This window comes from Pseudarthrobacter sulfonivorans (assembly GCF_001484605.1).
GTDB lineage: Bacteria > Actinomycetota > Actinomycetes > Actinomycetales > Micrococcaceae > Arthrobacter > Arthrobacter sulfonivorans_A.
In genome coordinates this window covers 2225324-2241389 of record NZ_CP013747.1, presented here as the reverse complement: position 1 = coordinate 2241389, position 16066 = coordinate 2225324, and the positions used below count along the sequence as shown (strand labels likewise).

At 61.6% G+C, this 16066-nt stretch carries 15 protein-coding genes and 1 pseudogene; 10 read left to right on the top strand and 6 right to left on the bottom strand.

All coding sequences use genetic code 11. The features are described 5' to 3' along the window. Window positions 1-19 precede the first annotated feature (19 nt). Both AU252_RS10050 and AU252_RS10045 read right to left on the bottom strand, forming a co-directional pair. On the bottom strand, window positions 20-922 hold the full coding sequence (locus AU252_RS10050) for an amidohydrolase family protein (protein ID WP_058930591.1): 903 nt from the start codon (window positions 920-922) through the stop codon (window positions 20-22). Between the two features lies 1 nt (window position 923). Further along, complete coding sequence (locus tag AU252_RS10045; RefSeq protein ID WP_058930590.1) at window positions 924-1859, bottom strand: SDR family NAD(P)-dependent oxidoreductase; 936 nt, start codon at window positions 1857-1859, stop codon at window positions 924-926. A 124-nt stretch (window positions 1860-1983) separates the two neighbouring features. On the opposite strand from AU252_RS10045, the gene AU252_RS10040 reads away from it, so the two are divergent. Then, window positions 1984-2457, top strand: a complete 474-nt coding sequence (locus tag AU252_RS10040) for a MarR family winged helix-turn-helix transcriptional regulator (RefSeq protein WP_058930589.1) — start codon at window positions 1984-1986, stop codon at window positions 2455-2457. A gap of 146 nt (window positions 2458-2603) precedes the next feature. Here AU252_RS10040 and AU252_RS10035 read toward each other — a convergent pair whose 3' ends face one another. Then, window positions 2604-3260, bottom strand: a complete 657-nt coding sequence (locus tag AU252_RS10035) for a TetR/AcrR family transcriptional regulator (RefSeq protein WP_167349825.1) — start codon at window positions 3258-3260, stop codon at window positions 2604-2606. Here AU252_RS10035 and AU252_RS10030 point away from each other — a divergent pair. The 8 genes and pseudogenes from AU252_RS10030 to AU252_RS09995 all read left to right on the top strand — a co-directional run. Further along, window positions 3232-3852 (top strand): GntR family transcriptional regulator, encoded by a 621-nt coding sequence (locus AU252_RS10030; protein ID WP_167349824.1) that lies wholly within the window; start codon window positions 3232-3234, stop codon window positions 3850-3852. The two genes, AU252_RS10035 and AU252_RS10030, sit on opposite strands and share 29 nt — an antisense overlap. A 398-nt stretch (window positions 3853-4250) precedes the next feature. Then, a complete protein-coding gene (locus AU252_RS10025) occupies window positions 4251-5003 on the top strand; it encodes an IclR family transcriptional regulator (RefSeq protein ID WP_058930586.1) in 753 nt (250 codons plus the stop codon). A gap of 115 nt (window positions 5004-5118) precedes the next feature. Further along, window positions 5119-6306, top strand: a complete 1188-nt coding sequence (locus AU252_RS10020) for a 4-hydroxybenzoate 3-monooxygenase (protein ID WP_058930585.1) — start codon at window positions 5119-5121, stop codon at window positions 6304-6306. An 849-nt stretch (window positions 6307-7155) separates the two neighbouring features. After that, on the top strand, window positions 7156-8262 hold the full coding sequence (locus tag AU252_RS10015; protein ID WP_058930584.1) for a tyrosine-type recombinase/integrase: 1107 nt from the start codon (window positions 7156-7158) through the stop codon (window positions 8260-8262). After that, a complete protein-coding gene (locus tag AU252_RS10010; RefSeq protein WP_058930583.1) occupies window positions 8259-8597 on the top strand; it encodes a helix-turn-helix domain-containing protein in 339 nt (112 codons plus the stop codon). Before AU252_RS10015 ends, AU252_RS10010 begins: the two co-directional genes overlap by 4 nt. Next, window positions 8587-10098, top strand: coding sequence for a recombinase XerD (locus AU252_RS10005; protein WP_083510339.1), 1512 nt, complete (start codon window positions 8587-8589; stop codon window positions 10096-10098). The genes AU252_RS10010 and AU252_RS10005 overlap by 11 nt, the downstream gene beginning before the upstream one ends. Before the next feature lie 40 nt (window positions 10099-10138). Continuing rightward, entirely contained in the window at window positions 10139-10726 is a 588-nt protein-coding gene (locus AU252_RS10000; protein WP_058930582.1) for a hypothetical protein, read from the top strand. Window positions 10727-10977: 251 nt separating this feature from the next. Further along, window positions 10978-11237: pseudogene (locus AU252_RS09995) on the top strand (nucleoside monophosphate kinase); the annotation flags it as partial. Window positions 11238-11285: 48 nt separating this feature from the next. Here the strand turns inward: AU252_RS09995 and AU252_RS24995 are convergent. The 3 genes from AU252_RS24995 to AU252_RS09980 form a co-directional block, all read right to left on the bottom strand. After that, window positions 11286-12272: a LacI family DNA-binding transcriptional regulator gene (locus AU252_RS24995; protein WP_430929484.1), complete on the bottom strand. Its 987-nt coding sequence runs from the start codon at window positions 12270-12272 to the stop codon at window positions 11286-11288. Window positions 12273-12464: 192 nt separating this feature from the next. Beyond that, window positions 12465-13445 (bottom strand): zinc-binding dehydrogenase, encoded by a 981-nt coding sequence (locus tag AU252_RS09985; RefSeq protein ID WP_058930580.1) that lies wholly within the window; start codon window positions 13443-13445, stop codon window positions 12465-12467. Between the two features lie 77 nt (window positions 13446-13522). Next, on the bottom strand, window positions 13523-14545 hold the full coding sequence (locus AU252_RS09980; protein ID WP_058930579.1) for a LacI family DNA-binding transcriptional regulator: 1023 nt from the start codon (window positions 14543-14545) through the stop codon (window positions 13523-13525). Between the two features lie 165 nt (window positions 14546-14710). Between AU252_RS09980 and AU252_RS09975 the strand changes: the two genes are divergently transcribed. After that, complete coding sequence (locus AU252_RS09975; RefSeq protein WP_167349822.1) at window positions 14711-16066, top strand: ABC transporter substrate-binding protein; 1356 nt, start codon at window positions 14711-14713, stop codon at window positions 16064-16066.

The window sequence follows — 16066 nt, the reverse complement described above, 5'->3', positions numbered from 1 at the left end:
GGGTGGAAAAAGCGTGCGGTTAGGGTGTGGTGCTGTCCAGCCCGAGTAGGCGGACGGCGTTGTGTTTGAGGATCTTGGGCCGGACGTCGTCCTTGAGCGGGAGGTCCGCGAACGCGCCGAGCCATTTCTGCGGGGTGATCAGGGGGAAGTCGGTGCCGAAGAGGACTTTGTCCTGGAGGACCGAGTTGGACATGCGGACCAGGGATTCCGGGAAGTACTTTGGTGACCAGCCGGAGAGGTCGATGAACACGTTGGATTTGTGGGTAGCGATGGAGTTGGCTTCGTCCTGCCAGGGCACGGAGGGGTGGGCCATGATGATCTTCAGTTCGGGGAAGTCCGCGGCGACGGCGTCGAGCAGCAGCGGGTTGGAGTAGCCAAGTTTGATGCCGTAGCCGCCGGGAAGCCCGGCGCCCATGCCGTTCTGTCCGGTGTGGAAGATCGCCGGCAGGCCCAGTTCCTGGAGGGTTTCCCAGAGCGGGTAGAACTGTTCGTTGGATGGATCGAAGCCCTGCAGGGACGGGTGGAACTTGAAACCGCGGGCACCCAGGTCGATGGCCTGGTGCTTCGCACCCTGGATCGCCTCGGTGCCGGTGCGCGGGTCCACGCTGCCGAACGGGATCAGGACGTCGTTGTTCCGGGCCGCGCCGGCGATCAGGTCGTCGATGCTGTTGGGTTCGTGCTTGAGCTGGGTGCGGGCGTCGACGGTGAAGACGACGGCGGCCATGTTCAGTCCGCGGTAGATCTCCGCGATGCGGTCCAGCGAGGGCGTGCGGTCCTCTGATTTGAAGTACTTGGCGGAGGCTTCGGTTAGGGCCGGCGGCAGGGACTGGTGGCCGTGGCCATCAACCTCGAGGTGCACGTGCATGTCGATCGCATCGAGCTTCGCGGCGTCGATGCCCAGTTCGTAGCGGGTTGCGGCCATGTCAGCGCGCCTGGGCGGGTTCGGGCTTGAGGTCCTCGGGCAGCGGGAGGAATTCCTCGCCGACGCTTTGGAGCTTGTTCCCGAAGAGGGCGTCAAAGTTATCGACGAGGTCCTCGTAGCCCCAGCCGCCCTCACGGTATTCGGTGGCGGCGGCCTCGGGGTGGGTCCAGAGCTGCAGCCGGTCACCGCCGGCGCCGATGACCTGGCCGGTGATCCCGGCCGCCGCGTCGGAGGCGAGGAAGGCAATCAGCCCGGCGACGTCGTCGGCCGTTCCGAAGCCCAGCTCGTGGCGGAAGAAGGCCGGCATGGCCTCGCCGCGTTCGTCCGCTTCCACGGCCTTCTGGAAGTACGGGACGGTTTTGGTCATGGCGGTCGCGGCGACCGGGATGACCGTGTTGACGGTGACGCCGGCCTTTTTCATCTCCAGGGCCCAGGTCCGGACCATGCCCACGATCCCGGCCTTGGCGGCGGCGTAGTTGGTCTGGCCGAAGTTGCCGCGCTGTCCGGTGGGGGAGCCGATGGTGATGATCCGGCCGGCGATGCCATTCTCCTTGAAGTAGCCGAACGCTTCCCGGGCACACGTGAAGGTGCCCTTCAGGTGGACGTTGATCACGAGGTCAAAGTCCTCGTCGGTCATCTTCAGCAGTGACCTGTCCCGGAGGATCCCGGCGTTGGTGACCAGGATGTCCAGCCGGCCGAAGGTCTGCACTGCTTCCTGCACCAGCTGTTTGGCAACTTCAGTGCTGCCGACGGGGGCGACGACGGCGACGGCGCGGCCGCCGTCGGACTCAATGGTGCGCACAGCGTCCGCGGCGACGTCCGCGTCAACATCGTTGATAACGACGGCGGCACCCTGGCGGGCGAGTTCCCGGGCGTAGGCAAGGCCAAGTCCCCGTCCGCTACCCGTGACGATTGCTACTTTGCCTGACAGGCTCATCGCTGCTCCTTTGCTAACTGACTGTGCATCCCGCCGTTCGGCATGGGATGCTGTTCTGTATCCATGAGAATATAGATTGTTGTAAATGTCAACGATTTATTTTGGGAACTATTTGGAGCGGGCCATGACAGTCGAAATACGGGGCGAAAAGCTGTCCGGCGCGCAGAAGCTGGTGGATGCCCCAATCACCGATGCCGTGGGGTTCCTCTTGGCTAAGCTGCACGCCGCCGGATCCGTGCTGAACAACCAGGCGTTGGCTGACTTTGGCCTCAAGGAACGCTCGTACTCAGTGCTTGTCCTCGCCAACAGCGGGCTGGAGCCGACCCAGCGCGAGCTCGCCGACTTCCTCAGCCTGGATCCAAGCCAGATTGTTGCCCTGGTGGACGGCCTGGAGAAGCGCGGCCTCGTAACCAGGGCTGCCGGAAAATCGGACCGCAGGGCCAAAACCGTAACTGTCACGGCGGCTGGCGCCAAACTCCACGCGCGCGCTTCCGAGGCAGCCGCCCGCGCCGAGACCGAGACGCTGCAGGTCCTCGAAGCAGCCGAGGTGGCCACCCTCAAGGCGCTGCTGCGCAAAGCGCTGTGGGGCCGCGCGTAGTAGTACCCGCAAACGGACATCTGATCAAAAGCTCTTGGCAATGGTCATTGCAGCGTGTGCAGCACGTCGCACCTCAGGGTTTGCGCATCGGACCGGATAATTCTCCCTCCGGGACGGAGCGGTAGCTTGCAGGAGGAGGATCGCCGTCAGGCTATGCCTTGCACCACGAAAGCCTCAGTACTGTTGCTTAACGGCTGGACCTCGCCCGTCCACCTTGCGAGGGTGTGGTCCAGGTGGCTGCTGAAAAGGGCCACTAGATCGAGCTCGGGTTGGAGGAGCCATTGGAGCTCGATGCCGTCCATCAGGGCCATAAGTCCCCTGGCTTCGCTTTCGACCTGCTCCGCTGGCAGGAAAACTTCCCCGGCGTCAATCGCCTCGCGTATCCGGGAGCTCAGGCTCGCCACCGTGCTGTCGTACCGTTTCACGATGAAATCCCGTGCGGGGTGTTCCGGATTCGATGCTTCTGTGGCCAGAGTCAGGAAGAGCTCTATGAGGCCCCGATGGGTGAGGTGGTACTCCATCATTGCCGGGAGCTGGCGGATGTGGTCGAGGCCTGGAGCTGTGCTGCTGGCCACCTGGCTCTCCTCATCCCAGTATTCGAGTACGGCCGTGAGCAAGCCCTCTTTGTCTTGAAAGTGTCTGATCAAGGCTGCACTGGTGACGCCGACATCGTCGGCGATGTTCCGCAAGGACCCTGCGTGGTAGCCATACTGGGCGAAGATGCGGGCTGCCGCCCTCACGATCTGCTTACGGCGCGCGACGCCTTTGGGGTACGTGCCTTTGGTCGCCGGCTTCTCTGCCACGCCCGTCACCGCCATTCTGAGCAGGAGTCCTGTCCGCGAAGCCCTGCGGATTCTCACCAGCGAGGGAATCGTCAACATGCCGGCGGGCGGTTCGGGGGCCACGGTACGCACCCGTTCGCTCGAGGACCTGGTGGAGCTCTATGACCTCCGTATTTCCTTGGAACCGGAGATCGCAAAGTTCGTCACCCAGGGAGCGATGCGCAGGGACATCGACGCACTGCGGACCTTGGCAGAGAAGATGGCCGCTTCCTCATCCGTTCCCGAATGGATGCGGCTGAATTTTGATTTCCACACGACGCTCTACAAGCTGGCAAACCGGCCTCACACGGAGCATTTCCTGAAGAACCTGCTCTCCTTGGTACAGCCATATACCCAAACCAACATCGAATGGCTCGGTGGCAGGAACCGCGCCGATGACGAGCATGCCGAAATGATCAAGGCCATAACGGACGATGATCCTGAAAAGCTCGCCAAGCTCTTCGTAACCCACCTCGTCGCTGCCCGGGACCAACTGGTCGAAAATTTTGAGGCCGAAGACAAGGATGACCCACTCCTGCATTTGCGCGGATTCACTTCCACAACGCCCAGTTGAGCACAAGGACCGAAGGACCTGCGAAAATGCCAGATGCTTCAGGAGACGGGAGTTTCGCAATCACTTCTACTCCCGTTGTTTAACCGGCAGGGGCGGGTATTCATGAGGCGGGAGTAGGCCTCGTGAAAAGGAGGCAGACCTTTGGAAAAGCCTTTAGAGCCACCGATAGGCCGTTAGGATCCGTCAGATCACAGGTCTCAAGTGCCTCCACATCCGCGGGGTCCAGAATCGTGCAATCAGTGATGGGTACCGCCGTGGGCGTCGCAGCGGTGCCGTCACACGCGGTGTGTCCTCCGGGGTCAATGCCAGGTCGGCTTAGCCGCCTTAGCGGCGCCCACGGGCCATCCAAAGCCGTACCATTGAATGGAACTTCAACCGACGACGCGAAGGATCCAGCCGTGGCAAATTCTGCATCAGGTGATTCCGTGGTGGACCGCGTGGTTCGGGTGATTGCGGCCTTTCCTGAGGGCGTGACGTCGCTACAGTTGTCCGACCTCGCTTACAGGTCAGGCCTTCCGTTGTCGTCGGCCCACCGGCTGGTCCGGCAACTTTCCGAGCACGGCCTGTTGGAACTTGGCGTCGGTGGGAATGTGCGGCTCGGGCTGCGGCTATGGGAACTCGTCAACAGGAATTCGCCCACGTTGGCACTGCGCCAGGCGGCGATGCCCTTCATGGAGGATATCCAGCAGGTCCTGAATCAGAACGTGAATCTGGCCGTGCTGGATGGCTGGGAAGCGCTCTTTGTGGAGCGGCTTTCGCGGCGTGGATCCGTCGCTAACCGGGCACGGATTGCAGGGCGAATGCCCGTACATATTTCCTCTGCCGGACTGGCGTTAATGTCGCACCAGAGCCGTGAGATGCAGGCGGAGTACCTCGAGCAATTCGCGGACCCGGCCGGTAGGTTGACTACCGACGGCGTCCGCCATTTGCTGGCCGAAGCTGCCCAGCAGGGCTACGCGCAGCTCGCTGGCATCGTCGACCCGGATACCTGGGGCATCGCGGTGCCGGTCACGGACGGCAAGCGCCGCACGGTGGCGGCACTCGGCGTCGTGGTCCCCCTGGCGGAGATGCGCCTTCAGGCGCTGGTTCCGGCGCTCCAGACGGCGGCGCGGGGGATCGGACGCCAGCTGGGCGGATGGCGGCAGGACTGAATCCGACTTCCGTTCAACGGAATTTGTCTAACGCTAGTCAACCAGCGCACGCCACACTGATTCCAGACTCATCCCGATCCGAAACGCCGGGATCCGCAACGAAGCGAGGAACACCATGGCACGCACAACCATCATCACCCAGGTCGCCATCATGGGCGCAGGCCCTGCCGGCCTCATGCTCTCCCACCTGCTGGCCAAGCAGGGCATCGAATCAGTCGTGGTCGAGATCCGCAGCCGCAAGGAAATCCAGGAAACCGTCCGCGCCGGCATCCTGGAGCACGGCACAGTCAACATGCTGGTGGAGTCCGGCGTCTCGGACCGTGTGCTCCGCGAAGGCGACCGCCACGACGGGATCGAGCTGCGGTTCAACGGCGAAAGCCACCGCATCGATTTCAAGGACCTCGTGGGCGAGTCCGTCTGGCTCTACCCCCAGACCGACGTGTTCGCAGACCTCGCCGCACGGCGGGAGGCCGACGGCGGCGACGTCCGCTACAGCGTCACGGACACCACCGTTCATGACCTCGAAGGCAAGCCGAAGGTCTGGTTCACCGACGCTGACGGCGCGGAGTTCGAGATCCAGGCAGACTACCTCGTGGGCGCCGACGGTTCCCGCAGCCACTGCCGTTTTCAGATCCCCGAGGCCCACCGCAAGTGGTACTTCCACGAATACCCGTTCGCCTGGTTCGGCATCCTGACCGAAGCTCCGCGCAGCGCCGACGAACTGATCTACGCCAACTCCGAGCACGGCTTCGCCCTGATCAGCCAGCGCACCGAGACCGTCCAGCGCATGTACTTCCAGTGCGACCCCAAGGAAAACGTGGCCGAGTGGGATGACGAACGCATCTGGTCCGAGTTCCGCAAGCGCGTCAACGGCAACGGCTTCGAGCTCAAGGAAGGCCCCGTCCTGGAAAAGATGGTCCTGCCGTTCCGCAGCTTCGTGCACACCCCCATGCGCCACGGCAACCTCTTCCTGGCCGGCGACGCCGCCCACACCGTCCCACCTACCGGTGCCAAGGGCCTCAACCTCGCCATCCACGACGTCAAAGTGCTCTTCGAAGGCCTCGACTCCTTCTACTCCAACGGCTCCACCGCGTTGCTCGACTCCTACAGCGACCGCGCGCTGGACCGGGTATGGAAGGCTCAACACTTTTCCTACTGGATGACGTCCATGCTGCACACCGTCCCCGGCGCCGACGACTTCGACCGCGCCCGCCAACTCGGCGAGCTGCACTCCGTGGTCTCCTCCCGGCACGCCAAGGCCTACTTGGCGGAGTCATACACAGGCTGGCCTGCAGTCGGATAGACGTCCGCCTAATGTGAAGGAACAGGAGAGTGATGACTCCCGAGCGTGCTTTCAAGATGGGCTTGAATGTCCTCAGGTGAGCATCCTGGTGGGTAAGCCACAGGGAAGGTGACGCCCGCGAGCTCGGCGAGCTCGCGGGCGCGACGCATCACCGAGGCCATTGAAAATCTGCGTGTCCAGTGGCCGAGCCCATGGCCGCAAGATAAATCCCGCCAAGGCAAACCGCGGCTACACGCCGCTCTCGCCGCGGTGTGAGTCCGGCGGGGCAAGCATTTGCACGCGCCAGCTATCCTGATGGCCGCGAGCGTCCGTTCGACGGCGCAGAACAGGCCGACGCCCGGATCCCTGAGCATCGTGGAAGGAATCCCGGAACACCAACCATTCATGCAATACCCAATGCATGGAAACATGCATTAGATGCAGGTAACCTATTAGCTTGCAGCGTAACGGGGCAGATCCGGGCAGCGCAGCCGAATCGCTTCAAACGCACAACACGTCTTTGACCTGCGGAAAACGTCGGATTTTTCATGGACTGGGAGTTCTCGGATCCAACACAACTCCCGTACTTCCACGCCGATAATGAATCTTATGTAAAGTAGTACTCTGCGTATCTCATCGGATGAATCATTCAGGCCCTCTCCCGCGGAGTTCCGCGCCACGCGTTGGAGGCGGCCTTGCGCCGCGGCGTTCGGGGGTTTTTCCGACTCCCGTCGATGTTCCCAGTCATGACTGGGCGGGCCGGGCTTGTGCGCCGAATGACAGAAAAAACGCCTCTGACCTGCGGATTTGCTGAGATGATGCATTTAATGAAACATTGATTCAGATTTTGAAGCAGGTTTAGGAGGCGGAATGGCAGTCGATGGATCCGGACGGGTGCACCTTCTGGGCTCCGTCCAGCTGCTTCATCCTGAACAGCAGACCTTCGATCAGATGCTCGATGGCTGGCGGAACCAGCAGCTGTCTCGCAACCTGAAGTTCGACACCATCGACCAGCGCATCCGGTATGTTCGCAGGTTCGTGGATCATGTGAATGAATTTCCGTGGCATTGGACGCCGGCCCATGTCGAGGAGTATTTCGGGGACCTGCGCTCGATCCGGCACTTGAGCCACTCGACGCTTCGGGCCCACCAGTCCGCGCTGCGTCACTTCACGTCGTACGTCGCCAATCCAGATTATGGCTGGGACCGGGTCTGCGAACAGCGCTTTGGTACCCATCCGGCCCAGGTCTTCTATGAGTGGAACACCGCCACCCATGTGCAGGAATTCGAAGGCCGACCCTCCAAGCGTGCCTACACGAAAGAGGAACTCCAGAAGCTCTTCGACCACGCCGATGACGAGGTTCAGGTCATTGAGGCCTCGGGCAAGAAGGGTTGGCAGGCGGCCTACCGCGACGCTGTGATGCTCAAAATGGCTTACTCCTACGGGCTTCGGTTCAATGAACTGCGGCACCTGCAGACCGTCGACTTCGCAACCAACCCGCACGCGCGCAAGTACGGGAAATTCGGTGTCTGCAAGGTCCGGTTCGGCAAGTCCCGCAAGGCATCACCGCCCAAGCCCCGCAGCGTCCTGACGGTCTTCGACTGGACCACCGGCGTCCTCGAGGATTGGCTCGCCAACGGCCGGGGAACCCTTCACACCCTCGACCTCTTCCCCAGCGAACGCGGCGGACTCATCGTCGAATCCACCCTCCTGCGGCGGCTCCGGCGGTATCTGGACGAGCTGGGAATGCCGCCGGACGGGCTGGACCTGCACTCCCTGCGGCGCTCCTACGCGACCCACCTGCTGGAGGCCGGATGGGATCCTAGATTCGTGCAATACCAAATGGGCCACGAATACGCCTCCACCACCGGCATCTACCAATTCGTCAGCGACGACTTCCGCAACACCACGCTGCGGGCGTCCCTGGACCGCACGATGGACCACGCACTCGGCAAACAATCGGGAGGTCAGCGATGAAGCGCCAGGTCGAATACACGTGGCGGCTCTCCGAGCTGATGGCAGCACGCGGCCTGCACAACACCACCGACCTCATCCCCTTACTCGCCGAGCGCGGAATCACCCTGTCCCGGCCCCAGGTCTACCGCATCGTCAACCAGAAGCCCGAACGGGTCGCCCTGCAGGTCATCGCAGCGATCTGCGACATCTTCTCCTGCGGCCCCGAAGACCTCATCACCGTCACCGCCGCCGACGTCCGGGCACGCAAGACCGGAACCGCCAACTCCCCCAACGTCGTAGACCTCAACCGCACCGTCCGCCCGCGCCGCGCCCGCATCATCGACGATGACCACTGAACACCCCGAAGGACTCACCCCGCGCAACACCGTCCGCGGACGGCCCCGCACAACCGGAACCGTCCAGTGCGCCCGCTGCGGCCGCAACGCCGGCAAGACCCGGGCGAGCTGGCCCGAAGGCAAGATCTGCGGTCCCTGCTTCACCGTCGCGACCCGCACCCACGGCACCTGCCCCGACTGCGGCCACCACAGACTGCTCCCCGGCCCACCCGCAAAGGATGGAGGACCACGGTGCGCACCCTGCGCCGGTATCCTCCACAACTTCCACTGCGCCCGATGCGACCAAGAAGGCGAGTTCTACCGCCGCGGCACCTGCGCCCGCTGCGCACTCAGGGACGACCTCACCACCCTGCTGCTCACTCATCCGGCCGATCCAACAATTGCAAACCGCCTGATCGAGGTCCTCTGCCAAGCCGATCGCCCGGAAAGCATCATCACCTGGAAACGCTCTGCCAAGGTCCAGACGCTCCTGACGGCCGTCTCGAGCGGACAGACTCCTCTGACCCACGAAGGCCTCGACAGCCACCGCGAAACGGCAGGACGGGCAGCCGACCATCTCCGGGCGCTACTCGTGCATCACGGGCTCCTCCCCCACCAGGACCCCTATCTGAGCCGCTTCGAAACCTGGATCGACGACAAGCTGCGCGCCCTGCCCGCCGAAGTTGCCAAACCCGTCGAGCATTTCGCCAAATGGCACCACCTCCGACGCATCCGTGCCATGGCAACGCCGGACAAGCCAGCCCAGCGCCCGGTGCACTCCGCCAAACAGGAGATCACTGAAACCATCAAGTTCCTGGACTGGCTCTGGCAGACCCACAGCCGCACAGCCGCCACCTGCACCCAGCAGGACGTGGACACCTGGCTCACGACCGGGCCGACCACCAGAAAAGCCATCCGAACTTTCTTCATCTTCGCGAAAAAGACCGGCACGAACATGCGCGTCGAAATCGGGCACTACGCCGCTAAAGGCCGGCCTGCCATCCCGCAGGACCAACGCCTTGCCTGGCTAAAGGAACTGCTCACCGGCACCAGCGAGTCCCTGCCCTACAGAGTCGCCGGGACACTGCTCCTCCTCTATGCCCAACCACTGGTCCGGGTGGCCGCGCTCCGCACCGACGCGGTCAACATCAACGACACCACCGGCACGATCACGATCTCCCTAGGCACGCATCCAGTGCCTGTCCCACAGCCTTTCGCGGAACTCCTCAGCCAGCACCTCCGGAACCGCCCCAACCTCCGAACAGCATCAGGTACAGAAAGCCACTGGCTCTTCCCCGGAACCAGGGCAGGCCAGCACCTCCACCCGAACACGATCATGCTCAGGCTCCGTGGCCTCGGAATTGAACTGCTCGGCTCACGGAACACGGCACTGGACGAGCACCTCTCCGTGACTCCGCCACCACTGGTCGCCGACGCACTCGGCTACAGCTACCAGGTCGCCTTCCTCCACGCAGATGCCGCAGGAGAAGCTTGGACGCGTTATGCCGGTGAGCGCACGTGAATAGGGCGCCATTACGCGACCTCGTGCGAGACTTCCAAGCATGGTGACTACCGCTTTCTACTTTGCGACCCTTGAGGACCAAGCGACGCTACTCGACTCCCTGGGAGAACCGGACAAGGTCACATTGCATCCGTGGCCAGTTGTTCGAAATCCCCTGGTTGCCCTCAGCCGCGGGGACGCCCTCGCCACCCCGCAGGTGATGGTAGTCAATCGGGACCTCGGCCCACCGGTGCCGGTCCGCCCAGGTGACGGCGCGCTGGATCAGCCGACGAAAGCCGGCGTCTTCAACAGGCTCAATTGGGGCCGGTTACACCCTGCCCTCGACGAAGCTCTAGTGGACTCGAATGCCTCCCCTGTGCTTCTCTGGGTCCCCGCCGAAATCGGCAGTGAAGTCATAGGCGTCAGCCAGCTCGGATCGCAGGCCGACGCAATGGCAGCAATATCGGCAGATTATGAACGCTGGGTCAACCGAACGACCGGCTGGATACGACGCAAGGGAACGAAAGTCTGGGGCCTTGAGCAAGGCACGGTTCGGCCCGATCTCAACATACAGCTCGGCTTCATCAACAGTGTCTACGCACTTCCCGGAGCTCTTCGAGCACTCGAGCAAGGTGCGGCCGGACGCTAACGAAGCGCAGCCGCACCCAATAATGAGCGCCTGTTCCGAGGAGAATACGCACCAACTCGATACGCAGGGGTGCCAGTAACTTAGTTGAAGCTTCAACTAAGCTGCCTCTTTCCTGACGATTTGCTAGTGCACCCCGATCGGCCAGGCTTTTGTGAGATCGGCCCTGCCGCGGCGATCCAGCCTGAGGCGCAATCTCAGCAGATTGATGCGCAGCTGCAACAACGACACTTCGAAGGATCGCGATGGCGAGAATGCTGATTATTGGACCTCCCGGTTCCGGAAAGGAAAGCCGGCGCAACGCATTTCCGAGCGACTCTGCGATGCTGCGATCTCCACCGGCGATATCTTCCGGTCGAACGGGAAGGGCCAGATACTTCTTGGCATCGAGGCCAAGTACATGGACGCCTGGGACTTCGTTCCCGACGGCGTGACCAACAGGATGCTGCGTGACCGTCTCAGCGGGTTCGACGTCGAAAACGAGTTCCTTTTGAACGGCTACCCGCGCACCACTGGCCTAACCGTAAACCCCCGAGCAGGTCAGGACGTTGAGCAGTCAGCCCTACCCGTGCGCAGGCGCGGGACCCACTGATTCCCGAATGATGAGGCGAGGGGACAGCGTTGTGCTCGAAGATCTGGACGAACCCTTGCGCGAGCCCACAGCATCGAGCAGCGCCGAGGCGGCCATAAGGCCGGCCTGTTCAGCCGGAGTTGAAATCGTGGTTAGCGGCGGCCATGACATGGATGTTCCGAAGATGTCATCACACCCAACAATGCTAATGTCCTGGGGCACCCTGATCCCACGTGTTCGGAGGCGCTCAAGCATGCCAAGGGCAATGATGTCGTTGAAGACAAGGCAGGCGGAGGAACCGGCATGTACAGCGGCGTCAGCCGCTGCAGCCCCTTGGGACAAGTGCGGACTGAAGGGGCCCAGGCTTCGGACGGCCACTCCCAGCTCCTTGCCTCTGTCCTCAAGGGCAGTCAGGCATCGGACTTCGTTCCACGTGCCGATGTCTCCCCGGATATAGGTGATCTCTGAATGGCCCAAGGCGACCAGGTGTTCCATGGCCTGCACGCTTGCCGAGGGAGTGTCAATGATAATGCTGGGGACTCCTTGAATGTCCCGGTTAATGGTAACCATCGGCAAACGTTTATTGATCTCCCGAGCCGCAGACTCGTCCAACGTCGGAACTACCAAAACTGCCCCGTCGCAAGTACCCTGAAGCTCCTCAAGAATCTGTTTTTCCTGGGTCGGGCTTGAACCTACAGTCACAACCATCTGCCGAAATCCGGCTGCTCGGAGCTGAGCGTCGACCCCTCTCATGACGTCGAGACAGAATGGGTTCTCCAGTGTATGGACCACCAACGCAACCATTCCGTGGCGCCCGTCTCCCCAACGGTTCCGAGGACGTTCCAAAGACACGTATTCCAGTTGCCTCGCCGCATCCTCGATCCGTATCCGTGTTTCCTCGGACACCCTGTCAGGAGCCGTGAGAGCACGGGAAACAGTGGACGCAGCAACGCCGGCCAAGGCCGCCACGTCGCGCATGGTCACGTGCTGCTTGACACCCTGATCTGCAGACGCTGGCACTTTGCTCCTCGGAGTTGAAAACTGGCTGCTGACCCTCATTATTGCAGGAAGTGCTGCAACAGTTGCAACTGGTGCAGCAGCCGGCCACGTGCGGGGTTTTCGATTATCGAGGATGCCAGGTCCGTCCGGCAGAAGAAAGACGTGTGGGCATCAGTAAGTCAGCACGACCGCGAGATACTCATCGAGATTCTGTTCGAGCTGGTCGTATAGCAGAGGAGCGTCAACGTAAGGAACGACGTGGGTCCGGATCGAGCTGAGCTGAAGGGCACCGCCGCAGACTTCAAAGACGCATGGAACATCGAGCTTTCGTTGCTCCGGCGAAACAGTGTGTTCGTGAGCACCGATGACTGTTAGGCCCTTCAGATGAATGTCCGTGTACGGATCAATCTCCATCGTGTTGCGCGGGCTACCCAGCAAAACAACCCGTCCACCTCGAGCAGCGACTTTGAGACACGCGCTGATGTTGCTCTCAATGCCGGCCGCTTCAATGACGAGGTCCGGAGCGGCAGCGGGATTGGCCGCGTACCACTCCTCCAGCGACTGCGCTCCGAGGTTAATTGTTTCGCAGCCGAATTGCTTGGCCCTTTGAAGTCGGCCAGCGGAGTAGTCAGCAGCGGCAACGTCGGCCCCTGCGATGCGGTAGAGCTGTGCACACAGAATACCGACCAGACCCAACCCGCTGACGAGGACCTTCTCGCCCAGTGCGGACGGAGCTCTTCTGATCGATGTCATGGCAATCTGTGCCAGGCCGAAGAACACCGCGTCCTCGGCTGCGACACCGGCCGGAACAAGGCGGCAACACTCAGCGGCAACTACGGATGCCGTGGAATGCGGGCTCGGGTGCCAGACAAGATCTCCTGCCTTCAATTCTGTGACATCCTTACCGGTTTCCTCCACGATGCCTACGCTCGCGTAACCGGGATAAAAGGGATACTTCACCCAGTTGGCCATTCTGCCGCCAGTTGCGAATGCCCTATGCCTATGGCGCAGAACTGCGAGCTCAGTACCCGGGCTGATCAGCGATGCCAGGTTGCGAACCCGGACCTCCGCTGGTCCGGCCTGGGGCAGGGTGAACGATTCGATTTTGCAGATGTCCTGGGCTTCAAAGATGACCCTTTGTTCCTTTGGCATGGTTCACGTCTCTCTTTCAGGGAGTCAGACGCTCCCACAGTGCTGTTCTCACGCACTGAGTCAGTGGAGCGGTTGGGTTATTCAGAACTGATCTGCGCAGGTCCGGTGGATCCACGGATAGTCAGATGTGTTGGGAGGGTGGCTCGTGTTCGTGCGTAACGAGCCCCCTCTGGCTGCAGCTGGTCGGTCAGCATCATGGTTGCTATACGGGCCGCCTGCTGGGTAGGAGATGTCATCGTGGTCAAGGGTGGGTTACAGAAATCAGCCCCGAAGATGTCATCGCAGCCGACGACACTGATGTCTGTCGGGACACAAATGCCCCGGGCGGAAAATCGCCGCAGCATGCCAATGGCAACAAGGTCATTAAATGCAATGCATGCGGTAGCACCACTGTTGAGCGTTGCATCTGCCGCCGCGGCCCCCGACATCTCCGTCGGAGTGAACGGACCGATCTTCGTCACGTCTACGTCAAGCCGACGCCCGGCTGTTTCGATTGCATCCCAGCGTGACGCTGCCGAGGACGATGTCGCCGGACCTGAAATGTAGGCGATGTGACGGTGGCCGAGAGAGTAAAGGTGTTCGACGGCCTGGCTCATGGTCGATGACGTGTCGATGACGACAGAGGGGACCTGCCCCACCGTGCGGTTGATGATAACCAGGGGCATGCTGCCTGCAACCTCGAGGACTTGCTCGTCCGAGAGGCGCGTGGCTCCGAGAATGGCTCCGTCCGCAGTCTTGCCCAATCTCTGGAGGACCTGCATTTCCACCTCGGGCGACTCGTCCGTGTCGCACAGCAATTGAAAGCATCCTGAGGCTCTCAGCTGGGCTTGGTTCCCTCGGACCATGTCGAAGTAGAACGGGTTGGTCACATCAGGAATGAGCAGGGCTACAACGCCGGTCCGACCCATCCGCAGGGACTTTGCAAGCGGGTTGGGCAAATAGTTCAGCTCCGCGGCGGCCAATTCCACGCGCTTGCGGGTTGCGCCCTGGACGCGGCCGGGATTACTCAGGGCCCTGGAGACTGTGGACGTGGCGACTCCCGCGAGTAAGGCTACGTCGCTGATTGTCGCTCTTGGGGTCAAGGCGTCCTGCTGAGTCAAACCGGGCCTCCTTCTCTTCGAACCGGAATGCAACAAACATACGGCGTCCGGCAATTTTTGGCAATCATTGCATTTGTTGCGCAACGGAGCTATATATTGATGCAGGCCGATTCGTGGCGAGCGTCACAGTCCGCGAATGGAACCCACTAGAGAAAGAAACAAACAATGAAGTCTGTTAGAAGCCTCGCGGCATTGTTGGCCGTGGCGGCCGCCTCAGTCTCTCTGAGCGGCTGTGGCGGCGGAACCGCCCCCCAGGGACCCGTTTCGACCGCAATCGACGGCAAGGGCCAGACACTCAATGCCTACCTCCCGGCCGATTCGGTGAACAGCGAAGCACAGAAGGCGTGGTTCGCGGAGGTCGGCGCCAAATTCAAGGAAGAGACAGGAGCTGAGGTTCACTGGGAGACCTTCGCCTCAGCTAATGAAGAGCTCACGAAAATTCAGACCTCAGTGGTGTCCGGGCAGGGCCCGGACCTCTACGGCATCGGGACCAGCTTTACCCCCACTGCGTATTCGACCGGGGCCTTCGTCAAGCTCGACGACACCCTCTGGAGCACCATGGGAGGACGCGACAAGTTCGTGCCGGCCCAGTTGGGTATCTCCGGGCCCAATGAGGACAACCAGATCGCCGTTCCTCTGGCGACAGATCCCTTCGTAATCGCGTACAACACAGAGCTATTCCAGGCCGCAGGGATGGACAAACCGGCGAACAGTTGGGACGGTCTTGTCGAACAGGCGAAGAAGCTCACCACTGACACGGCATACGGCATGGCAATTCCGTATAAGGACAATTTTGCACCGTGGAAGTTCATCTGGGGCATGAGCGCCCAAGCCGGAAACCCGCTCGTTGATGGCAAGAGCGTCAGTCTGGATGACTCCAGCACCGTGGAGGCCTACGAGACATTCTTCGGCTGGTTGTCCAACGATAAAGTAGTTGACCCGGCCTCCGTAGGCTGGAACTTCAGCCAGGCAACGGCCGAGTTTGCCTCAGGCAAGGCAGCCATGCTGCCCATGGCGAGTTCACGTATTATCCCTACCCTGGAGAAATCCGCCGTTGCAGGGAAGGTCAAATTCGCCCTACTGCCGACGACTCCTCCGGGTGAGACGAGCCGTCCCAGCGACGGAGTCGAGGCAGCCAGCATTATCGGCGGCACCAACCTGGTAATCGCCGACTATTCACAGCAGAAGCATCTCGCTGCAGCCCTCATCAAAGTCATGACGGGCGAAGAAGCCCAGCTCTCCCAGTACACAAAACTAGGCATCCTCCCCTCCACGAAGGCGGCCCAGGACGCGCTGCCCGCCTCCAATTACGACTACAAGCCGTTCCTGGAAGCAGCATCCAAATCGAAGGCGACTCCGTTTACAGCCGCATGGAGCGACGTCCAGTTGGCAATGACAAATGTGGTCGTGCAGTCCCTGCCTGAACTTTCGTCCGGAACCCTGGACAGAGCAAAGATCAAGCAGCGCGTGGAGGAAGCACAAAAGTCAGCCGAAAGCGCAGTTGAAAGGATCAAGGGCTAG